Origin of the sequence: Prochlorococcus sp. MIT 1201 (assembly GCF_047303415.1) — a bacterium.
Taxonomy (GTDB): Bacteria; Cyanobacteriota; Cyanobacteriia; order PCC-6307; family Cyanobiaceae; genus Prochlorococcus; species Prochlorococcus marinus_D.
Map to the genome: position 1 here is coordinate 1,509,778 of NZ_CP138947.1, position 15,636 is coordinate 1,525,413.

Consider the following 15,636-nt stretch of genomic DNA (forward strand, 5'->3'; position numbering starts at 1 on the left):
AAACAACAACCATAACCTGCGGCCAATTACAACTCTCCAAATCCCTTCTTCTTTTTCACCGGTCGCTGACGCCTGGGGGAACCACCACCGCGACCACCTGAAGCTGGCTCTGGCATGCCTGCGCCTCCCATGCCAGGCATGCCACCACCAGCCCCCCCCATACCGGGCAACCCACCACCCATTCCAGGCATTCCAGGCATTCCAGGCATTCCAGGCATTCCACCGCCCTTACTCATCTGCTGCATAAAGCCACGCATTTTCTGAAAATCAGCCAAAACTTTGTCCACGTCAGCGGGGCTATGGCCACTCCCACCAGCGATACGACGGCGACGAGAAGGCTGTGAAGCAAGCAATTCAGGCTGATTGCGCTCATCAGCAGTCATCGAGCCAATCATGGCCTCGATGCGCTTGAGCTGCTGCTCACCCTGCTTGAGCATGCCGTCATCCAGCTTGTTCATGCCCGGCATCATCTTGATCAAACCACCGAGAGAACCCATCCGTTTGATCAGTCGCATCTGTTGCAGGAAATCGGAGAAATCAAACGAAGCTTCCTGCAACTTCTTCTGCATCTTCTCAACATCAGCAAGCTCCACCTCCTTCTGAGCTTTCTCCACCAGGGTGAGCACATCGCCCATACCGAGGATGCGGCTGGCCATCCGTTCCGGATGAAAAGGCTGCAAAGCCTCAACCTTTTCTCCAGTACCGATGAACTTGATCGGCTGACCACTCACCTTGCGAATCGAAAGCGCAGCCCCACCGCGGGAATCACCATCCAGCTTGGTGAGAACAGATCCAGTGATACCAACCTTGTCGTGGAAGGCTCGAGTGAGTTCAGCCGCCTCCTGACCAATCATCGAATCCACCACCAAGAGCACTTCATCGGGCTCTACGGCAGAACGAATTCGCACCATTTCCTCCATCATCTCTGTATCGATCTGCAGCCGACCTGCCGTATCCACTAACAAGGTGTCAAAACCTTCCTCACGAGCCTTGGCAAGTCCTGCTGCCGCGATCTGCTCAGGTTTGACATCGTCTCCGAGGCTGAACACATCCACTCCGATCTGCTCACCCAGGGTGCGGAGCTGATCAATGGCCGCCGGCCGATAGACATCAGCAGCCACCATCAGTGGCCGCTGACCCTGATCTTTGAGGTGAAGTCCAAGCTTCGCTGTTGCAGTGGTTTTGCCAGCCCCCTGCAATCCAGCCATCAGCACCACTGTTGGTGAATCTTCAGCCTCAGCCATGGGAGCGTTATCACCACCCATCACCTCCACCAGCTGCTGATGCACCACCTGAACAAACTTCTGATCAGGAGTCACACCTCGCACCACTTCCGCACCAACTGCCTTCTGCCGCACCTCCTCGACAAACTCGCGCACGACCTCAAGACTCACATCAGCCCCTAAAAGGGCACGTCGCACCTGCTTAAGAGCATCCTCAACATTGGTATCGCTGATCTTTGCCTGGCCTCTCAGCCCCTTAACTGCATCTTCAAAGCGGGCTGAAAGTTCTTCAAACATGGTGCCTACGTGCCAAGGGCTTTGAGCTCATCGTAAAAAGCAATGGCTAGCCATTAGGCAGAACAGTGATTATTTGCCGCTGATGTATTCATGCAGGCGCCAACGATCGGGATCACGACCAAGGATGTAGGTAACCGAGAGATCTTTTTGGGGCGTTTGGTCAACAACCTTGCCGGCAGCATCAACGCGTTGATCGCGATAGGTCACAACGGCATTCAGCTCAATACGCTGCGGCGTTCGACTCACCACCTCTACAGAGCTGATGCTGGCCACAACCTTCTGGGTCTGAGCTAAAGCAGCATCCCTGGCACGCTCTTGCGCCACGCGCTGCACCAATGGATCTCTTGCGACCTCAGGCAGTGCATCACTCTTGCCACCGGCAAGCACGACTGCCTTGTTGCTGAGCCAGGCCTGAAGCAGGCCTTTGAGCTGTGCCTGATTCGGCTGCTCCAAAGTAAGCGGCTCAACCACAGCGCTGACAGGGACTTGAGGCATGAGGACCTCCTCTTGCAGTGTGGCTGTAGGAGGTGCTGTGACTTGAGGCTGATCAGCAGCCGTACTAACTGAAGGGCGAGGACGTTGGCCAAACAAACTGAAGCCTGTAAAGGCTGCAATCAGGGCCGCAAAGACAACCGAACCGATCAGCACCGGCCGCGTCGGACGTGGCAGATCTGCTAAAAGATCACTCCATGCAATGCCATCGCTGGCAAACTCATCAGAGCTCTGGTCAGCTGCAGGTTGACCAACATCAGGCCCACCAAGAGAGAGGGGCAAAATCCCATCGGGATCAAGAGGCGCCCAAGGGAACGGTTGCTTCACAGACGATCCTGAGAAGGCCTTACCTAAAGAAGAAGCACGATTTTCGCTGCGTTCCAGGCGCTCCACATAGGCCTGAACATCCCGATCAGCAAACCAAGCCTCTAGATCAACGGCCTCAGCATCCACATCCCTATAACCGGGAAGAACGTCCCCTCGCAGCCAAGAGCGGCAGTACTCACAAAAAGCAGCCAATTCATCGCCAGGGTGGCTGTTAAGACAGTCCTTAACTCGAGGATCTGTACTGCGCAGAAAGCGCTCCTGAGCGCGGCCCACATCTCCGAGCAAGAGGTCTAAGCAACCCAGCATCGGCAACGGGTCGCATCCATCCAGTTGAAGCCTCTCTAAGTGCTGCCGAGCTTCCTGCACCCGTTCAGGCTTCCGACGCGAAAATCCAACAGCAGCAAGAGCCAACCCACCAAGGAAACCCGCATCTGCTGATCCGGCTTGCTGCCAGCGCAGGAAAAGATCAACCTGTTCCTGAACAGTTAAAAACTTTCTGATCTGCTTGAAGAAGTTGTCAAATTCGGACTGATCAAGACCCCCAGGTGCAGGCGATGGGGCCGTTCCCTCAAGGCCTCCTCTCTGGCTCACAAAGTTGTCAAGTAGGCGCAGCCCTTCCTGGTGAGAAACCTGATCACCAAGATCCCGACTCAATAAGTCGAGAATGCGATAGGGCAGAAGGGCCTCTAAATCGTTCTCAAGCTTGTGGCACTCTTCGGAGAGCTTGCCCATCCGCTGCAGCAACTGGATCCCGTCATGCAGAAGAGACGCTGCTGCTTCATAACGCCGTTGTTCCTGTTCCTCAGCGGCTGCAGCCCGACAGGCCAGTGCCAACAACAAAGCGAGGTCAGCTTCTCGTTCGCTACCTAGCGTCGGGGACTGGGGCGGTTGCAATCCCTTAGAGGCGAGATGAAAAACCTCATGAGAAGAATTCGCTTCAAACAGCAAGATCAGCCCTGCCACCTCTCTACTAGGTGACACATCAAGACCGGCGGTCTCGCCGGGATGATCACGACTGAGCTCCAACAAGGCAGTCTCATAGGCCTGACGCCGTGGCGGATCAGTCAGCAAATCTGCTGAAAGCCGCAACAATTCTGCCCGCTGAATTAAGACCTCATGGGTGAAACCTTGGTCAGGGCAGCGATCCAACCTCAACTCCAAGGCCCGCAAAATCGCCTCACTGTCTGCCGAAGGACTGACACCCAGCAAGCGGAAATGATCTATTGGCAGGTCCACCAGCTGCGCAGCGATTGGCCTAAAACTCTAGACATTGGAAGGGATTTTGCCCATTCCTAATCAACGGACCATTACAGTCGTGACTCGAATGACGGTCGTCTGTCATGAGCCAGAAAACCTCCGTGAGCTCAGGCCAAACCACGGCAAAACCCCTGGCAGCCGGCCGCCATGGCGAGAGAATCTCCACGCTAATCAGCTCCAAACGCGCCAAGGTTGATCGTCAGATCGGCCTAGAACTCTTCCGAGACATGACCCTTGGGCGACGCTTCGAGGACAAATGTGCCGAGATGTACTACCGGGGAAAAATGTTTGGCTTCGTTCACCTCTACAACGGCCAAGAAGCCGTTAGCACAGGTGTAATCGGTGCAATGAAACGCCAGCACGATTGGTTTTGCAGTACCTATCGCGATCACGTTCATGCCCTTAGCGCCGGTGTACCCGCCCGCGAAGTAATGAGTGAGCTCTTCGGCAAGGAAACCGGCTGTAGCAAAGGTCGTGGGGGCTCCATGCACCTCTTTTCGCAAGAGCATCACCTCCTAGGAGGATTTGCCTTCATCGGCGAAGGGATTCCCATCGCCCTGGGGGCAGCCTTCACCAGTCGCTATAAGCGGGATGCCCTGGGTGATGCCAGCAGCAATGCTGTAACAGCAGCTTTTTTTGGTGACGGTACCTGCAATAACGGCCAGTTCTTTGAGTGCCTCAACATGGCGCAGCTTTGGCAGCTGCCAATCCTGTTCGTTGTCGAGAACAACAAATGGGCCATTGGCATGGCCCATGAGCGAGCCACCAGTGAACCGGAAATATGGCAAAAAGCTGCTGCCTTCGGGATGGCTGGCGAAGAGGTTGACGGCATGGATGTTCTCGCCGTAAGAGCTGCCACTCAGAGAGCAATAAAAAGAGCCAGGGCTGGCGAAGGTCCCACCCTGCTGGAGTGCCTCACCTATCGATTCCGTGGCCATTCTCTTGCTGATCCAGATGAACTACGCGCCGAAGAGGAAAAGCAATTCTGGGCAAAACGAGATCCCCTAAAGGCTCTTGAGAAGGATCTCACCTCTGAATCTTTGGTGAGTGCTGAAGAGCTACGCGCTATTGAAAAAGAGATCGATGCAGAAGTAAATGACTGCGTGGAGTTTGCCCTTGCCGCAGCCGAACCAAACCCCAACGAACTCACTCGCTACATCTGGGCTGAAGATTGATAGCCCTCTTGAGCACTAAGTACTGGAAGCAAGCAAAGCCAACAAGATAAGTAAGGCAGTTTCAGATCCCGTTGGGCACTCTACGCGTGAGGTTACGCAGCTTGCGCAAGGCCTTTAATTCCACTTGACGAACACGCTCACGCGAGACTTCCATCAAGCGACCAATCTCAGCCAAGGTGTGGCGATCATGGGTTTCAAGACCAAAACGGAGCTTAAGGACATGCTGCTCCTGCTCACTGAGATGGCTGAGCCAACGCCCGAGCTGCTCATGATGAATACGCTGCTCCACCTTGTCGAGAGGTTCCCCAAGAGAGGAATCAGCGATCAGATCACCAAGAAAACTTCGTCCTTCTTCGCCATTCACGGGCGCATCCAAACTGCTGGTTGTTAGCGCCTGACGCAGTAAAGAATCGAGTTCATCAACAGGAATATCCATTGCTTCAGCGATCTCGGAGCGACTGGGCATTGCTCCAAGCTTGTGAGCCAAATCCAGAGAAACCTTTCGAATTGTGGTCAGCCTTTCACTGAGATGTACAGGAAGGCGAATCGTGCGCGACTGGCACGCAATCGCACGTGTCATGCTCTGACGAATCCACCAAAACGCATAGGTCGAAAACTTATAGCCACGGGTTGGATCAAACTTTTCAACAGCACGCTCTAAACCAAGTGAACCCTCCTGAATGAGATCGAGGAGTTCCAGTCCTTTGCCTTGATATTTCTTGGCAACACTCACAACAAGACGAAGATTGGCCTTCATCATGCGTTCTTTGGCACGACGACCAATGCGAATCATCCGACGTTGATGTGTCGTAAACTCCTTATCATCAGGCGCAAGCGAGCCGTCTTGAGTGAGACTCATCATCGTCTGAACTTGATTGCCAAGTTCAATCTCCTCAGCAGGGGTAAGAAGAGGTATACGCCCAATCGTTGTGAGATACCAGCTGACAGGATCAGAACTTCTACGCCTCTGTGTTTCTGCTGATTTAGGCGCTGCTGAAACCATTTCAACGGCTCCTGATTTATTTGGAATGAAATTTTCCTACAAATTTCAGCAAAACCCTGCAGCTTTAAAAAAGCTTTCGGATTCATGCAGGGAAATCGAGATAATTAGGTATTTATCGTTTGCATTCATACCCTTTGAAGTGCCCTTGATCACATTCATTTGATTGCAAGCTAATCGTGAGTTCTGCAAGGGACTGAGCGATAGACCTTGCTGAACTGCCTTGACGGCATCGACGTGCAGCCTCCGCATGAAGCAACGCCACTACGGCCAAAGACTCACCCTGGCAATGGCAAGCCTGAGCCTTAGCAGCATCCATAGATCCCAAGCCAGCTGCATAACCAGCCAACAGATCCCCGAGCCCAGTACGAGCAACCCAACTTGCTGTCTCTGCTAGCTGCCAGGCGGCACCAGATGGATCCGCAACCACACTGTGTGCTCCCTTGAGCAGCACAGCTGCTCCACTAAGCCGGGATGCTTCCAAAGCCGCATCAAGAGGTTGCCGAGCTTTGAGCTGCGGAAACAATCTGCTGAACTCACCAGCATGGGGAGTAAGCCAGGTATGCCCTTGGCGCTGCTGTAACCATTGCCATCCATCAGTAGCCAGCGCCAATCGATTCAGACCATCAGCATCCAAAACCAACAAGCCTGCAAAGCGCTGCAACGGTTCTGCCAGCACTGACCAAGGTTCTCCACCTCGACCTAAGCCTGGCCCAATCAACACGGCATCGAAACGGCTGAGATCATGACTCGCCAACCAAGGAGCAACGGCCATGCCACCTGCCGCAGAACTCTCAAGCCCGGCCGCCAAAACAACTTCAGGCGCCACTTGCCAAAGCTGATCGGCTACTGCAACAGGCACAGCGGCTTGAATGCTGCCTGCACCGCTAGCAATAGCACCCTGAATGGCCAGGAAAGCCGCCCCAGGGTAATCATCACTACCAGCAATCACCAACACCCGCCCTCGTTCATATTTCATCGCGCCTGCTGCTGGATGCTGCCAGGCAAGGGTGGCCACATCCGCAGAACAGAGCCGCCGAGGTTGCGACTGTGGTAACTGCTTCAACAAGGTCTCCGGCACGCCCATATCAACCCGCACCAGGCGGCCAACATGATCGATCGCCGCATCCTGAATAAGGCCTTGCTTGAGCAACCCCACAGTGAGCGTCGTCATCGCCACGGCAGCGCCGCCTGGGAAAGGGGTGCCGGAATCTGAACACAGCCCTGCAGGCACATCCAAACTCACCAACTTGCCTGGCTGGCAGCGCTGACGCGCCTGCAACAACGTTGCCAACGCTTCAGGGAGTGGGCGGGATTGTCCCAGCCCAAACAGAGCCTCGATCCAAATAGGCTCACCAGCAACATCAGGAGCGTGATCTAGTTGCTGAATGCCAAGCGATTTAACGTAAGTCCAATGCTGGGCCGTTAATGGTTGACGGATCGGCAAAGGTGCCCAGAGCTGGACCTTCCCCCCTGCAAGATGCAACTCCCTGGCCACCACCAATCCATCACCACCGTTATGGCCAGGGCCCACCAACACCACCACACCATCTACCAACAACTCAGGGTGTTGGCGAAACCAAGCCGCCATCGCCTGGCCTACTTTTTCCATCAAAGCAGCCACCGGCAAGCCGTTGGCAAACATCTCCTCCTCGAGAGCTGCCATCTGCGCAGCAGTAACCAAAAGATGATCAGCGTTCGCTGGTGGCCAGGACAAAACTGGAGCGCATGGGACCTCACTATGAAGACATCATTGCGGTAACGCCTATGCAGCCGCCAATCCCAGCCCCCCTTAAGCATGTGTCTCGAACACCAGCCACACCAGCAGTTGCAAAAGCCCTGACACGTTTGCAGTGTTGGCCAGGCGAGCAGCGGGTGGCGGTAGGTCTCTCTGGAGGTGTTGATAGTTCCCTCAGCGCCGCCCTACTCGTGGAAGCGGGCTGGCAGGTGGAAGGTCTCACTCTCTGGCTGATGAGTGGCAAGGGCGCATGCTGCAGCGATGGACTTATCGATGCCGCCGGCATCTGTGAGCAACTCAAAATCCCTCATCATGTGGTGGATTCACGCGCCACATTCCAAGCAGAAATCGTCGACCAACTCGTACAGGGCTATCAACAAGGAGTGACACCGTTACCTTGCTCACGCTGCAATCGCTCGGTGAAATTTGCGGCAATGCTCAGCTGGGCTGAAAAAGAACGCCAGTTACACCGCGTTGCCACAGGGCACTATGCCCGTATTCGCCATCGCGAGGATCCAGAACCTCAACAAGCCTTACCAGGGGATTCCATTGGACGGCACCAGCTTTTACGTGGTCTCGATCAGAACAAAGATCAGAGTTACTTCCTCTATGACCTTTCTCAAGATGTGTTGGCAAAGGTGATCTTTCCCCTAGGGGAGCTCACCAAAGCAGAGACCAGACAAGAAGCAGAGCGTTACGGCCTACGCACAGCCAAGAAAGCAGAAAGTCAGGATCTTTGCCTTGCTGATCACTACGGCTCAATGAAAGCCTTCCTTGACAATTATCTACCTGCCAAACAAGGCGAGATTGTGCTGCAAGACGGCAAAGTCGTGGGTGAACACGATGGGATCGAACATTTCACCATTGGCCAACGCAAAGGCCTTGGTGTGGCCTGGCGAGAGCCTCTGCACGTGGTGCAACTAGACGCGGCAGCAAATCGAGTCATCGTTGCACCTCGAGCAGAGGCGGGGCGCGACAGCTGCGTTGTGGGTGCAGTGAACTGGATTTCGATGGCACCGCCAAGCAGCGCCATCAATGTGGAGGTGCAAGTGCGTTACAGAAGCGGACCCGTTGCCGCCCAGCTCACCCCTATCGAAGCCACAGCAGAGGACATTGCCGCCGACCGTCCTCACCGCTGCAGACTGACCTTTAAAGAAGAGCAATTCTCAATCGCACCTGGCCAGGCTGCAGTGTTTTATGCCGCTGACGCAGTCCTCGGCGGTGGCCTTATCCAACAGCTCAACACAGCATCAAGCTGATCAGCTAGGAGCGAACACGCGACCAGCCCAGCCCAACCACTGCAAAGAGCATCAAGCCGATTAAAGGTGCCTCACGCCAGCGGGTGTAACCGCTGAGGCCTTGATGGAGATGCAGATCCGCCAGGCCAACCCCCTCCGTAAAAGGAGCCAGCAGTTGCTGCTGCTTGCCTGTCGCCAAAACCAAAGCAGAGGGGCCTGTGTTCGCAACGCTGAGTAAATCACGGGCGGTTTCGATGCTGCGCAGCTGTGCCAAAGCAATGAACTGCCGCTGCAAGGCCAAGGGATAGGGATCAAGATTGGCTACCGCCAACAACCATTGCGCTCCATCAGCGACGGCCTGGGCTAAAGCAACCCCATCACTGAGCTCGTAACAAATGGCCACGGCAGCGGTAGGACCTGGCCACTGCAACAAGCGCGAAGCAGCACCAGGTTGAAGACCACCAACAGCTGATAAGCCACGAAAAACACCACCAGGCAAAGCCGGTAGCCATTCCCCCAGCGGCACCAAACGGTGTTTATCAATGAATGCGGAAGCCAGCCTTGCGCCGCGATCTACCACCAACAAAGCACTGCGTTGCTGACCGCGCAGCCAGCGAAAACCACCGCTGAGCAGGGGAAGCGGAGCAGGCCTGAGCAACACCTCATCAGGGGGGAGAAGGCCTTCTGGAGCCACCAACCAGGCAGCATCAAGATCATCAGCACGATCGAGAGCTTGTTGAAGAGCCTCGGGAAGGCGACGTTGCTGCGCCTCAGAAAACTTGCTGCGTGTAGGGATGGCGGGCTGCCAAGCCGCAACCGAGATCGGTGCTGATACATCTGATGAACGCAACAAACTCCAGCCAAAACCATGGGCCAAGAACAAACACAGAAGCCCCACAAGCAAAGAACGACGCCAACCAACTCCACGACGCCAGGCCAGCGCCATACGCCCTAACCACCAACCGATCAGCAACTGAAGCGTGGCTAAACCTCCAGCCCCAAACCAGCGGGCCAAACCAGCCAAGGCTCGATCACCGGGCAAAAGGCTGCCGCCAACGCCAATCCAAAACAAGGGTGAACGGGCCAACAGCACTTCCGCTAGCCCCCAGATCGATGCCATCAGCAGGGCATGAAACACCTGAGCGCGGATGCCTGCTTCGCGCGTTGTCAGATGAGCAAGCCAGATTGCCAGCCAAGCCCAAAGCCCCACAAGCACCGCTGCTGCTGCACCGCAAAACAACCAAATTGATGCGGCGACAGGAAAACTCAGGGGTGCAGGCACGCCAACCCAAGTGAGTGGATGCAACGCCAACAACCAGCGATGGCTGAGCAGCACAGCCACCAAACCCCAAAGAGAGGCTGCAACTGGAAAGCGACACGCCGACCAAAGCAAGGCCAGGGCCGGTGCCATCCAAAGCAGCCCCCCCTGGGCAAGAGCAATCCCTGCCAAGACACCACCAACCGCCCCCTGCAACAGCGCTAGGGATCGGTCATTGCCCATGGTCAACACCAAACACCAAAGCCATCTTGACGCGATCGGAGAACGTCCACAGGTTGCGATGGATTGAACCAAACCTTTCCAGCTACTGTTGCTACCGGGCCTTGGCAAAACGAGCTTTGTTGTTAATCGCCTCAGTCATGCCGTGAAGAGATGGAATGAAGCTCAAGTAACATTCAGCATGTGCAAGTCACTCCGTTAGCTGGATAGAATGAGTTAGGAAAGAAAAACATCTTGAACATTCGTGAGCAACAGGATCACGCAAACTGTTCTTTGATCTATTCAGCCACTTTAGGCACTACAGCAGGTTTACGGCAGATGAACAATAGAATCACAACCTAGCTTATTTGATCGGTACCGCTGGTTTCGATATGCCTTTGGAAGACGTTGCTCTTGGTGCCCACATTAAGGTTTTCACCTGCCTACAATCAATTAGCAGTTAGCCCTTTAAGCTCATATTTAACTCCTTCATATGATTAAGCCAAATGAATCAACAGACCAGCATTTCGAGTCTGGACTTTGACGGTGACTATGGCCTTCAATATCGATCTTCCATTCGTGGCTAAATTGCTGGTTACGAAACATTTTTGGAGTTAGCAGCAAGCTCCGTAAAATCGCAATGTCAAAAAGCGAGGCATTGTCTTGTAATTGGCCCAGGTGCTGGAGAAGAACTAACGCTTTTACTGCAAGTACTTCCAAAAGCTCAATTTACTTTAGTGGAACCCAGTGAACAGATGCGTTCGTTCTGCATGAAAGAACTAGAAAAAATCAATGCGACTGCACGTTGTTCTTGGATACCAAGCAGCTTGACCAAAGCCAGGCAGGGGTTAACCGCCAAATCATTCGACGCCGTAATCGCTCTCAACCTCATGCATCTTTTCCCGCCAGCGGAACAGATAGAAGCATTTGATCAACTCAGTTCCCTTGTCGCACCAGGGGGAGCAATGTTGCTAAGAAGCTACAGCGAAGACCAGAACAAGCTTAGTAATGATCTAATCGTTTCCATCGCTACAGAACGTCTACGCATTCGAGGGTTTAATGAGGAACAAATCAAAATGATTCTTTCAGCTCGCAATCAATCAGTATTTTCTTTTGACCCCATTAATCTACCAAGTAATCCTAAGATCAAAGATTTGGGAGTTCCGTTGCAAATCATGCAAGTAGGCTTGATTCGGATGTGGCTATGGATACGAGCATCAACAGGTGCTTAAGCAAAGAGTGCTCCCGTCTTTGTGGTGTGAGTGGTTGTGGCCGTAACCATCAAATTGAATCAACGACAACGCCACGGATATCTAGATCAGAGGCAGAACAGCACTAGCCCGGCCAAAGACCGGCACTCAAGAGCTGCTGAGCAATCCCTTTGGACTTTGGGTCAGCCAGCAAAGCCATCGCCATGCCGCTCAACCCAGTAAAAAAACCTGGCAGCAAAGGCAACTGAAACATCAGAAATCACCCAAGCAAAGGCGAAGGCTGCATCTCCTGCCAGAATCATGTTGATTGATCATTGAGATTCAGTGCGCGACATCTTCATCAGTGCAGCCGTCTTTGTGGTGTGCGTGGTTGTGGCCTTTGTCAGCCAGATCGTGTCACCCTCAGTTGTGGTCGCCGACAGCAATGTGAATGCCGTTCAGGCAGAGGTGCGAACTGGCGAGCCAGCTGCTTTGAGCATGGCAGTGCTTGAACTCGACCCCGACGATCCCAACCCAACACTGTTCAAGATGGCGATCAACGGCTCCAAGGCAGATGCTGCTGAAATCGATGCCGCGCAAGCCAATGCCTCAGCCCTTGGCGGCCCAATCGAAGCAGAACCATCCCAACTAACAGCCAGTGGTCTGAGCATCACTGACCTCAAGATCGGCGATGGCCCGGAGGCCACAGCAGGCCAAACCGTTTCCGTGAACTACCGCGGCACACTGGAAAACGGCCAGGAATTCGACAGCAGCTACAAACGTGGGCCGTTCGAGTTCCCCCTCGGTGCAGGGCGAGTGATCAAAGGCTGGGATGAAGGCGTTGCTGGCATGAAGGTGGGCGGCAAGCGCAAGCTGGTCATCCCCCCAGAGCTTGGCTATGGAAGCCGCGGCGCAGGCCGTGTCATCCCTGGCAACGCCACGTTGATTTTCGAAGTCGAACTCCTGGGCATCAAATGATCTAAAGGCTCAATAGAAAATCAAATCAAAAGCAAACCCAATTAGCAATCAGCCTGGGTAGGCTCAGTTTGGCTTTCTCTACCTGCCAGATGTTGCGCTCGGCACTTTCCACACTTCACAGCAACCTGCCGGCCTCTTCGGTCCAGGCTCACTGTGATGGCCCTTGCGGCGTTTACGATCCCGCCTCGGCAAGAGTCTCAGCTGAAGCCGTCGTATCGATGACCAAAAAGCTGCTCGAACTGCAGCCTCCCTCAGGCAACGATCCGGCTGCTTGGGCGGCTTACAAAAACACCTTCTCCCGCTTCGTCGCCATCAAGGAAGAACAAGCTCAGCAAACCAAGAACGAGCTACTGATCCTCTGGACGGATTATTTCAAGCCAGAGCATCTGGCAACTTTCCCGAATCTGCATGACATCTTCTGGAAAGCGGCCAAGCTCTGCAGCGCCTGCAAGGTCAACATCGATCAAGCCAAGGCAGATGAACTGATCAAAGCTGTGGAAGCCATTCACACGATGTTCTGGAAATCCAAGGGTCGCAATGACGCCTGGGTGAGAGCCAGTTAAGCCAACAAACATGATGCCAACAGCGAACTGGCGTTCGCTGTTCCTGCTGCTTTCAGGTCTTCGTCGCCACGCTCGTGTCGATGGAGACTCAATGAGCCCCAGCCTTGCCCCTGGCGACCTGGTGATCTTTCAACCGATCACCAGCTATGACAGTCGGCTCAAGGCTGGTTGTGTTGTGGTTGTCCGTCATCCATTGAAACCAGCCACCCTGCTGATCAAACGCCTGATTGCAATCAACAATTCCGGGCTGGAACTACGTGGTGACAACGAGCAAGCAAGCACAGACAGCCGACATTTCGGTTTAGTGAATCGCGACAGCCTGCTTGGCATCGCTGAATGCGTATGGCGTGTTCCCTTTAGCGCATAATAACCCAGCAGATTAGGCAATCAAAGAAGCTGAGGGGATGTTTTCTGCAACCAAAAGAAGCCCGTGATGATCGATAGCCCACCGGTTGATCCAACCAGCAAGGGCAAGGCACGACGCCCCACACGCAATGTGGCTAAGGAAATCGCACCAACAACGGCAACCATCGCTGCGATGGAACCCAACAGATAAGCCGCCATATAGATCAAAGCCCCAAGAGGAGGCAAGGCCAGCGCGGGAATCACTGCAATTAGATGGCTGGCCCCAGCCAAGCCATGAAGGAGGCCAAGACTGCTTGCTGCATGAGCATGTCGCCCGTGCTGGTGTCGCCCACGCAGATGCAGGTGCACATGTTGATGGTCATGGGCGTGACCATAGTTTTGCTGATGCGTGTGCTGATGGGTGTGGATATCCAGGCCAAGAGCAGTACGAATCGCCATCGCTCCAACCACAAGCAACGCCACTCCCACGCAGAGTTCGGCCCAGGAGGACATGCGCTCGATATGAACAAGGTCTTTCAAAACAATGGCAATGGTTGAAAGAACCAGAACACCTGTTGAATGGCCAATCCCCCAAGCAAGGCCACTGCGTAATGCCGTAGCCGGCTTACGTAATGCGCTCGGTGCGATGGCAACAAGATGATCAGCACCACCCACCACATGAAGGGCTCCAGCAGCGAAGCCCGTGAGGATGCTGATCAGCATGAAATCGAAACAGTCAAGAGGAAGTCTGACGGATTGAGGGTGGAATTGCGCTGATGCCACTGCTGAACAGATCAAGCGCTATAAGCATTGTGGGCAAACTCTGCTCATGCATGGGCCTTGAGCTGTTCATCGCGCAGAGAAGCAAGGAACTCAACACAACAGTCGCTTGCATCTTGATCCGCAAATAAGCGCTGCAAACGCTCGTTAATCAGAGATCTCATCTGATTATCAAAGTCGTCGTCTGCAAGCAAGCGCACTGATTTCTCAACATGATCCGCACGTAAAGAGGCAATCAGCTAAGGCAACTCAAGAACATCGAGCATTGCCAATGTGTGTCGTCATCACATCAAGGCTGTTGAATCGAAAAAACAGGACCACCCCCTGGAAAATGCCTGAAATAGTTAGAAGATCAGACACAGAAGGATGACACCTATGAGAAACAAACAGAATTAACGCAACAAGGAAGCAGAGAAAGATCTCGAGAAACCGCCAACCAAAACAAGGACCTTAAAGACACTCACCAAGACCTCAACCAAGCTCGTCTTGAGCTCAAAGAGCAACGGCTTATTCTTAACTCACAGCAAGCTCAGATCAACCTCTTAGTGTGGCAATACATCGCAACGATTCCTCAAACAAAAGAGAAAAAAAGTGATCAGCTGTTGCTCGTTCCTTCGTCTCCAATCATCAGCTGCTGTAAGCCAGCACAAACATCCGACTGACGCATCAGGGCTTCTCCTACCAACACAGCTTCAGCGCCTACTGCCTGAACCCTGTCCAAATCAGCGCGGTTAAACAAGCCCGATTCACTCACCAACAGGACACCCTGCTGCTGCAATCGAGTAGCGAATTGCTTGCTCAATGTTTCAGTGGTTTCAAGGTCTGTCTCAAAGGTGGTGAGATCACGATTATTGATGCCAATTAGTGAGAAACCACCAAGGTTGAGAACCCGTTCAAGTTCCTCAGCATCATGCACTTCCACTAAGACAGTGAGTCCAAGACTGTTGGCCACCTTGCTCAAATACGTCAGATCCTGATCAGAGAGGATCGCCACAATCAACAAGGCAGCATCTGCACCTGCAGCACGCGCCTGATAAAGCTGATATGGCGTCAGGATGAAGTCCTTACATAGCAGTGGCAGTTCAACCGTCTGGCGCACCTCAACAAGCACCTCAAATCCACCCTGGAAAAAGCTCTTATCGGTCAGCACAGACAAGCAACTCGCACCACCTTCCGCATAGGCATTGGCGATCAAAACAGGGTCAAAGTCCGCACGGATCACACCTTGACTTGGGCTGGCCTTCTTCACTTCAGCAATCACTGCCGGAGCCAGCGAAGCTTGACGCAAGGCAGCAATGAAATCTCGAGGGATGGGCAAGTCTGCGATCTGAGATTTAAGCGTCTCTAGAGGTACGCGCTGTCTTGCCGTCTCAACTTCACGGTCCTTCTCCCAAACAATCTTCTCAAGAATGTGGCGCGGCTCAGCATCGGCGTGGGGAATGGCGTACTGCAAATGCGCCACCTTGACGCTTGGATTGGGCGGACGTCTGCGGATCTCCATCGGGTGATAGTGCAATTAAAAACAGTGAACCGCAGGGCTAAGACCTGCTTGAAGA

Annotated in this window: 14 protein-coding genes; 6 read left to right on the forward strand and 8 right to left on the reverse strand. The window is 53.8% G+C overall.

Annotation, left to right across the window (positions count from 1 at the left end; genetic code table 11):
• Nucleotides 1–26 precede the first annotated feature (26 nt).
• Both ffh and SIB41_RS07205 read right to left on the reverse strand, forming a co-directional pair.
• Nucleotides 27–1,520 carry a signal recognition particle protein gene (gene ffh / locus SIB41_RS07200; protein WP_413357857.1) on the reverse strand — a complete coding sequence of 498 codons (1,494 nt, stop codon included), beginning with the start codon at nucleotides 1,518–1,520 and terminating at the stop codon, nucleotides 27–29.
• A gap of 69 nt (nucleotides 1,521–1,589) precedes the next feature.
• Nucleotides 1,590–3,575, reverse strand: coding sequence for an IMS domain-containing protein (locus SIB41_RS07205; protein ID WP_413357859.1), 1,986 nt, complete (start codon nucleotides 3,573–3,575; stop codon nucleotides 1,590–1,592).
• Between the two features lie 104 nt (nucleotides 3,576–3,679).
• On the opposite strand from SIB41_RS07205, the gene pdhA reads away from it, so the two are divergent.
• Entirely contained in the window at nucleotides 3,680–4,771 is a 1,092-nt protein-coding gene (gene pdhA, locus SIB41_RS07210; protein WP_063403366.1) for a pyruvate dehydrogenase (acetyl-transferring) E1 component subunit alpha, read from the forward strand.
• Between the two features lie 61 nt (nucleotides 4,772–4,832).
• Here pdhA and SIB41_RS07215 read toward each other — a convergent pair whose 3' ends face one another.
• Together SIB41_RS07215 and SIB41_RS07220 are read right to left on the reverse strand one after the other, a co-directional pair.
• Entirely contained in the window at nucleotides 4,833–5,774 is a 942-nt protein-coding gene (locus SIB41_RS07215; RefSeq protein ID WP_063399595.1) for an RpoD/SigA family RNA polymerase sigma factor, read from the reverse strand.
• Nucleotides 5,775–5,886: 112 nt separating this feature from the next.
• Entirely contained in the window at nucleotides 5,887–7,488 is a 1,602-nt protein-coding gene (locus tag SIB41_RS07220; RefSeq protein ID WP_413357861.1) for an NAD(P)H-hydrate dehydratase, read from the reverse strand.
• Between the two features lie 50 nt (nucleotides 7,489–7,538).
• Here SIB41_RS07220 and mnmA point away from each other — a divergent pair, with 50 nt between their 5' ends.
• Nucleotides 7,539–8,768, forward strand: a complete 1,230-nt coding sequence (gene mnmA, locus SIB41_RS07225; protein ID WP_413361458.1) for a tRNA 2-thiouridine(34) synthase MnmA — start codon at nucleotides 7,539–7,541, stop codon at nucleotides 8,766–8,768.
• A 4-nt stretch (nucleotides 8,769–8,772) separates the two neighbouring features.
• Here mnmA and SIB41_RS07230 read toward each other — a convergent pair whose 3' ends face one another.
• Nucleotides 8,773–10,248, reverse strand: coding sequence for an apolipoprotein N-acyltransferase (locus SIB41_RS07230; protein ID WP_413357863.1), 1,476 nt, complete (start codon nucleotides 10,246–10,248; stop codon nucleotides 8,773–8,775).
• A gap of 584 nt (nucleotides 10,249–10,832) precedes the next feature.
• Between SIB41_RS07230 and SIB41_RS07235 the strand changes: the two genes are divergently transcribed.
• The gene (locus SIB41_RS07235) at nucleotides 10,833–11,456 is read left to right on the forward strand and encodes a class I SAM-dependent methyltransferase (protein WP_413357865.1); all 624 of its coding nucleotides are present in this window, start codon (nucleotides 10,833–10,835) and stop codon (nucleotides 11,454–11,456) included.
• A gap of 103 nt (nucleotides 11,457–11,559) precedes the next feature.
• Here SIB41_RS07235 and SIB41_RS07240 read toward each other — a convergent pair whose 3' ends face one another.
• On the reverse strand, nucleotides 11,560–11,688 hold the full coding sequence (locus SIB41_RS07240; protein WP_413357867.1) for a hypothetical protein: 129 nt from the start codon (nucleotides 11,686–11,688) through the stop codon (nucleotides 11,560–11,562).
• 71 nt (nucleotides 11,689–11,759) lie between these two features.
• On the opposite strand from SIB41_RS07240, the gene SIB41_RS07245 reads away from it, so the two are divergent.
• The 3 genes from SIB41_RS07245 to sodX all read left to right on the forward strand — a co-directional run bounded on the left by SIB41_RS07245 (nucleotide 11,760) and on the right by sodX (nucleotide 13,322).
• Nucleotides 11,760–12,392, forward strand: a complete 633-nt coding sequence (locus tag SIB41_RS07245) for an FKBP-type peptidyl-prolyl cis-trans isomerase (protein ID WP_413357869.1) — start codon at nucleotides 11,760–11,762, stop codon at nucleotides 12,390–12,392.
• 89 nt (nucleotides 12,393–12,481) lie between these two features.
• The gene (gene sodN, locus SIB41_RS07250; protein WP_413357871.1) at nucleotides 12,482–12,955 is read left to right on the forward strand and encodes a superoxide dismutase, Ni; all 474 of its coding nucleotides are present in this window, start codon (nucleotides 12,482–12,484) and stop codon (nucleotides 12,953–12,955) included.
• A 10-nt stretch (nucleotides 12,956–12,965) separates the two neighbouring features.
• A complete protein-coding gene (gene sodX / locus SIB41_RS07255) occupies nucleotides 12,966–13,322 on the forward strand; it encodes a nickel-type superoxide dismutase maturation protease (protein ID WP_413357873.1) in 357 nt (118 codons plus the stop codon).
• A gap of 20 nt (nucleotides 13,323–13,342) precedes the next feature.
• Here the strand turns inward: sodX and SIB41_RS07260 are convergent, their stop codons facing one another.
• Nucleotides 13,343–14,023, reverse strand: coding sequence for a hydantoin utilization protein A (locus SIB41_RS07260; protein WP_413357875.1), 681 nt, complete (start codon nucleotides 14,021–14,023; stop codon nucleotides 13,343–13,345).
• 652 nt (nucleotides 14,024–14,675) lie between these two features.
• Nucleotides 14,676–15,581 (reverse strand): indole-3-glycerol phosphate synthase TrpC, encoded by a 906-nt coding sequence (gene trpC / locus SIB41_RS07265; protein ID WP_413357877.1) that lies wholly within the window; start codon nucleotides 15,579–15,581, stop codon nucleotides 14,676–14,678.
• Nucleotides 15,582–15,636: the final 55 nt, after the last annotated feature.

Bases quoted from the DNA above. Each gene is read 5' to 3' on its own strand.
- SIB41_RS07240 (WP_413357867.1), bottom strand. From the start codon at position 11,688: ATGTTTCAGTTGCCTTTGCTGCCAGGTTTTTTTACTGGGTTGAGCGGC.
- trpC (WP_413357877.1), bottom strand. From the start codon at position 15,581: ATGGAGATCCGCAGACGTCCGCCCAATCCAAGCGTCAAGGTGGCGCAT.
- SIB41_RS07215 (WP_063399595.1), bottom strand. From the start codon at position 5,774: ATGGTTTCAGCAGCGCCTAAATCAGCAGAAACACAGAGGCGTAGAAGT.
- SIB41_RS07260 (WP_413357875.1), bottom strand. From the start codon at position 14,023: ATGCTGATCAGCATCCTCACGGGCTTCGCTGCTGGAGCCCTTCATGTG.
- pdhA (WP_063403366.1), top strand. From the start codon at position 3,680: ATGAGCCAGAAAACCTCCGTGAGCTCAGGCCAAACCACGGCAAAACCC.
- mnmA (WP_413361458.1), top strand. From the start codon at position 7,539: ATGCAGCCGCCAATCCCAGCCCCCCTTAAGCATGTGTCTCGAACACCA.
- sodN (WP_413357871.1), top strand. From the start codon at position 12,482: ATGTTGCGCTCGGCACTTTCCACACTTCACAGCAACCTGCCGGCCTCT.
- SIB41_RS07230 (WP_413357863.1), bottom strand. From the start codon at position 10,248: ATGGGCAATGACCGATCCCTAGCGCTGTTGCAGGGGGCGGTTGGTGGT.
- sodX (WP_413357873.1), top strand. From the start codon at position 12,966: ATGATGCCAACAGCGAACTGGCGTTCGCTGTTCCTGCTGCTTTCAGGT.
- ffh (WP_413357857.1), bottom strand. From the start codon at position 1,520: ATGTTTGAAGAACTTTCAGCCCGCTTTGAAGATGCAGTTAAGGGGCTG.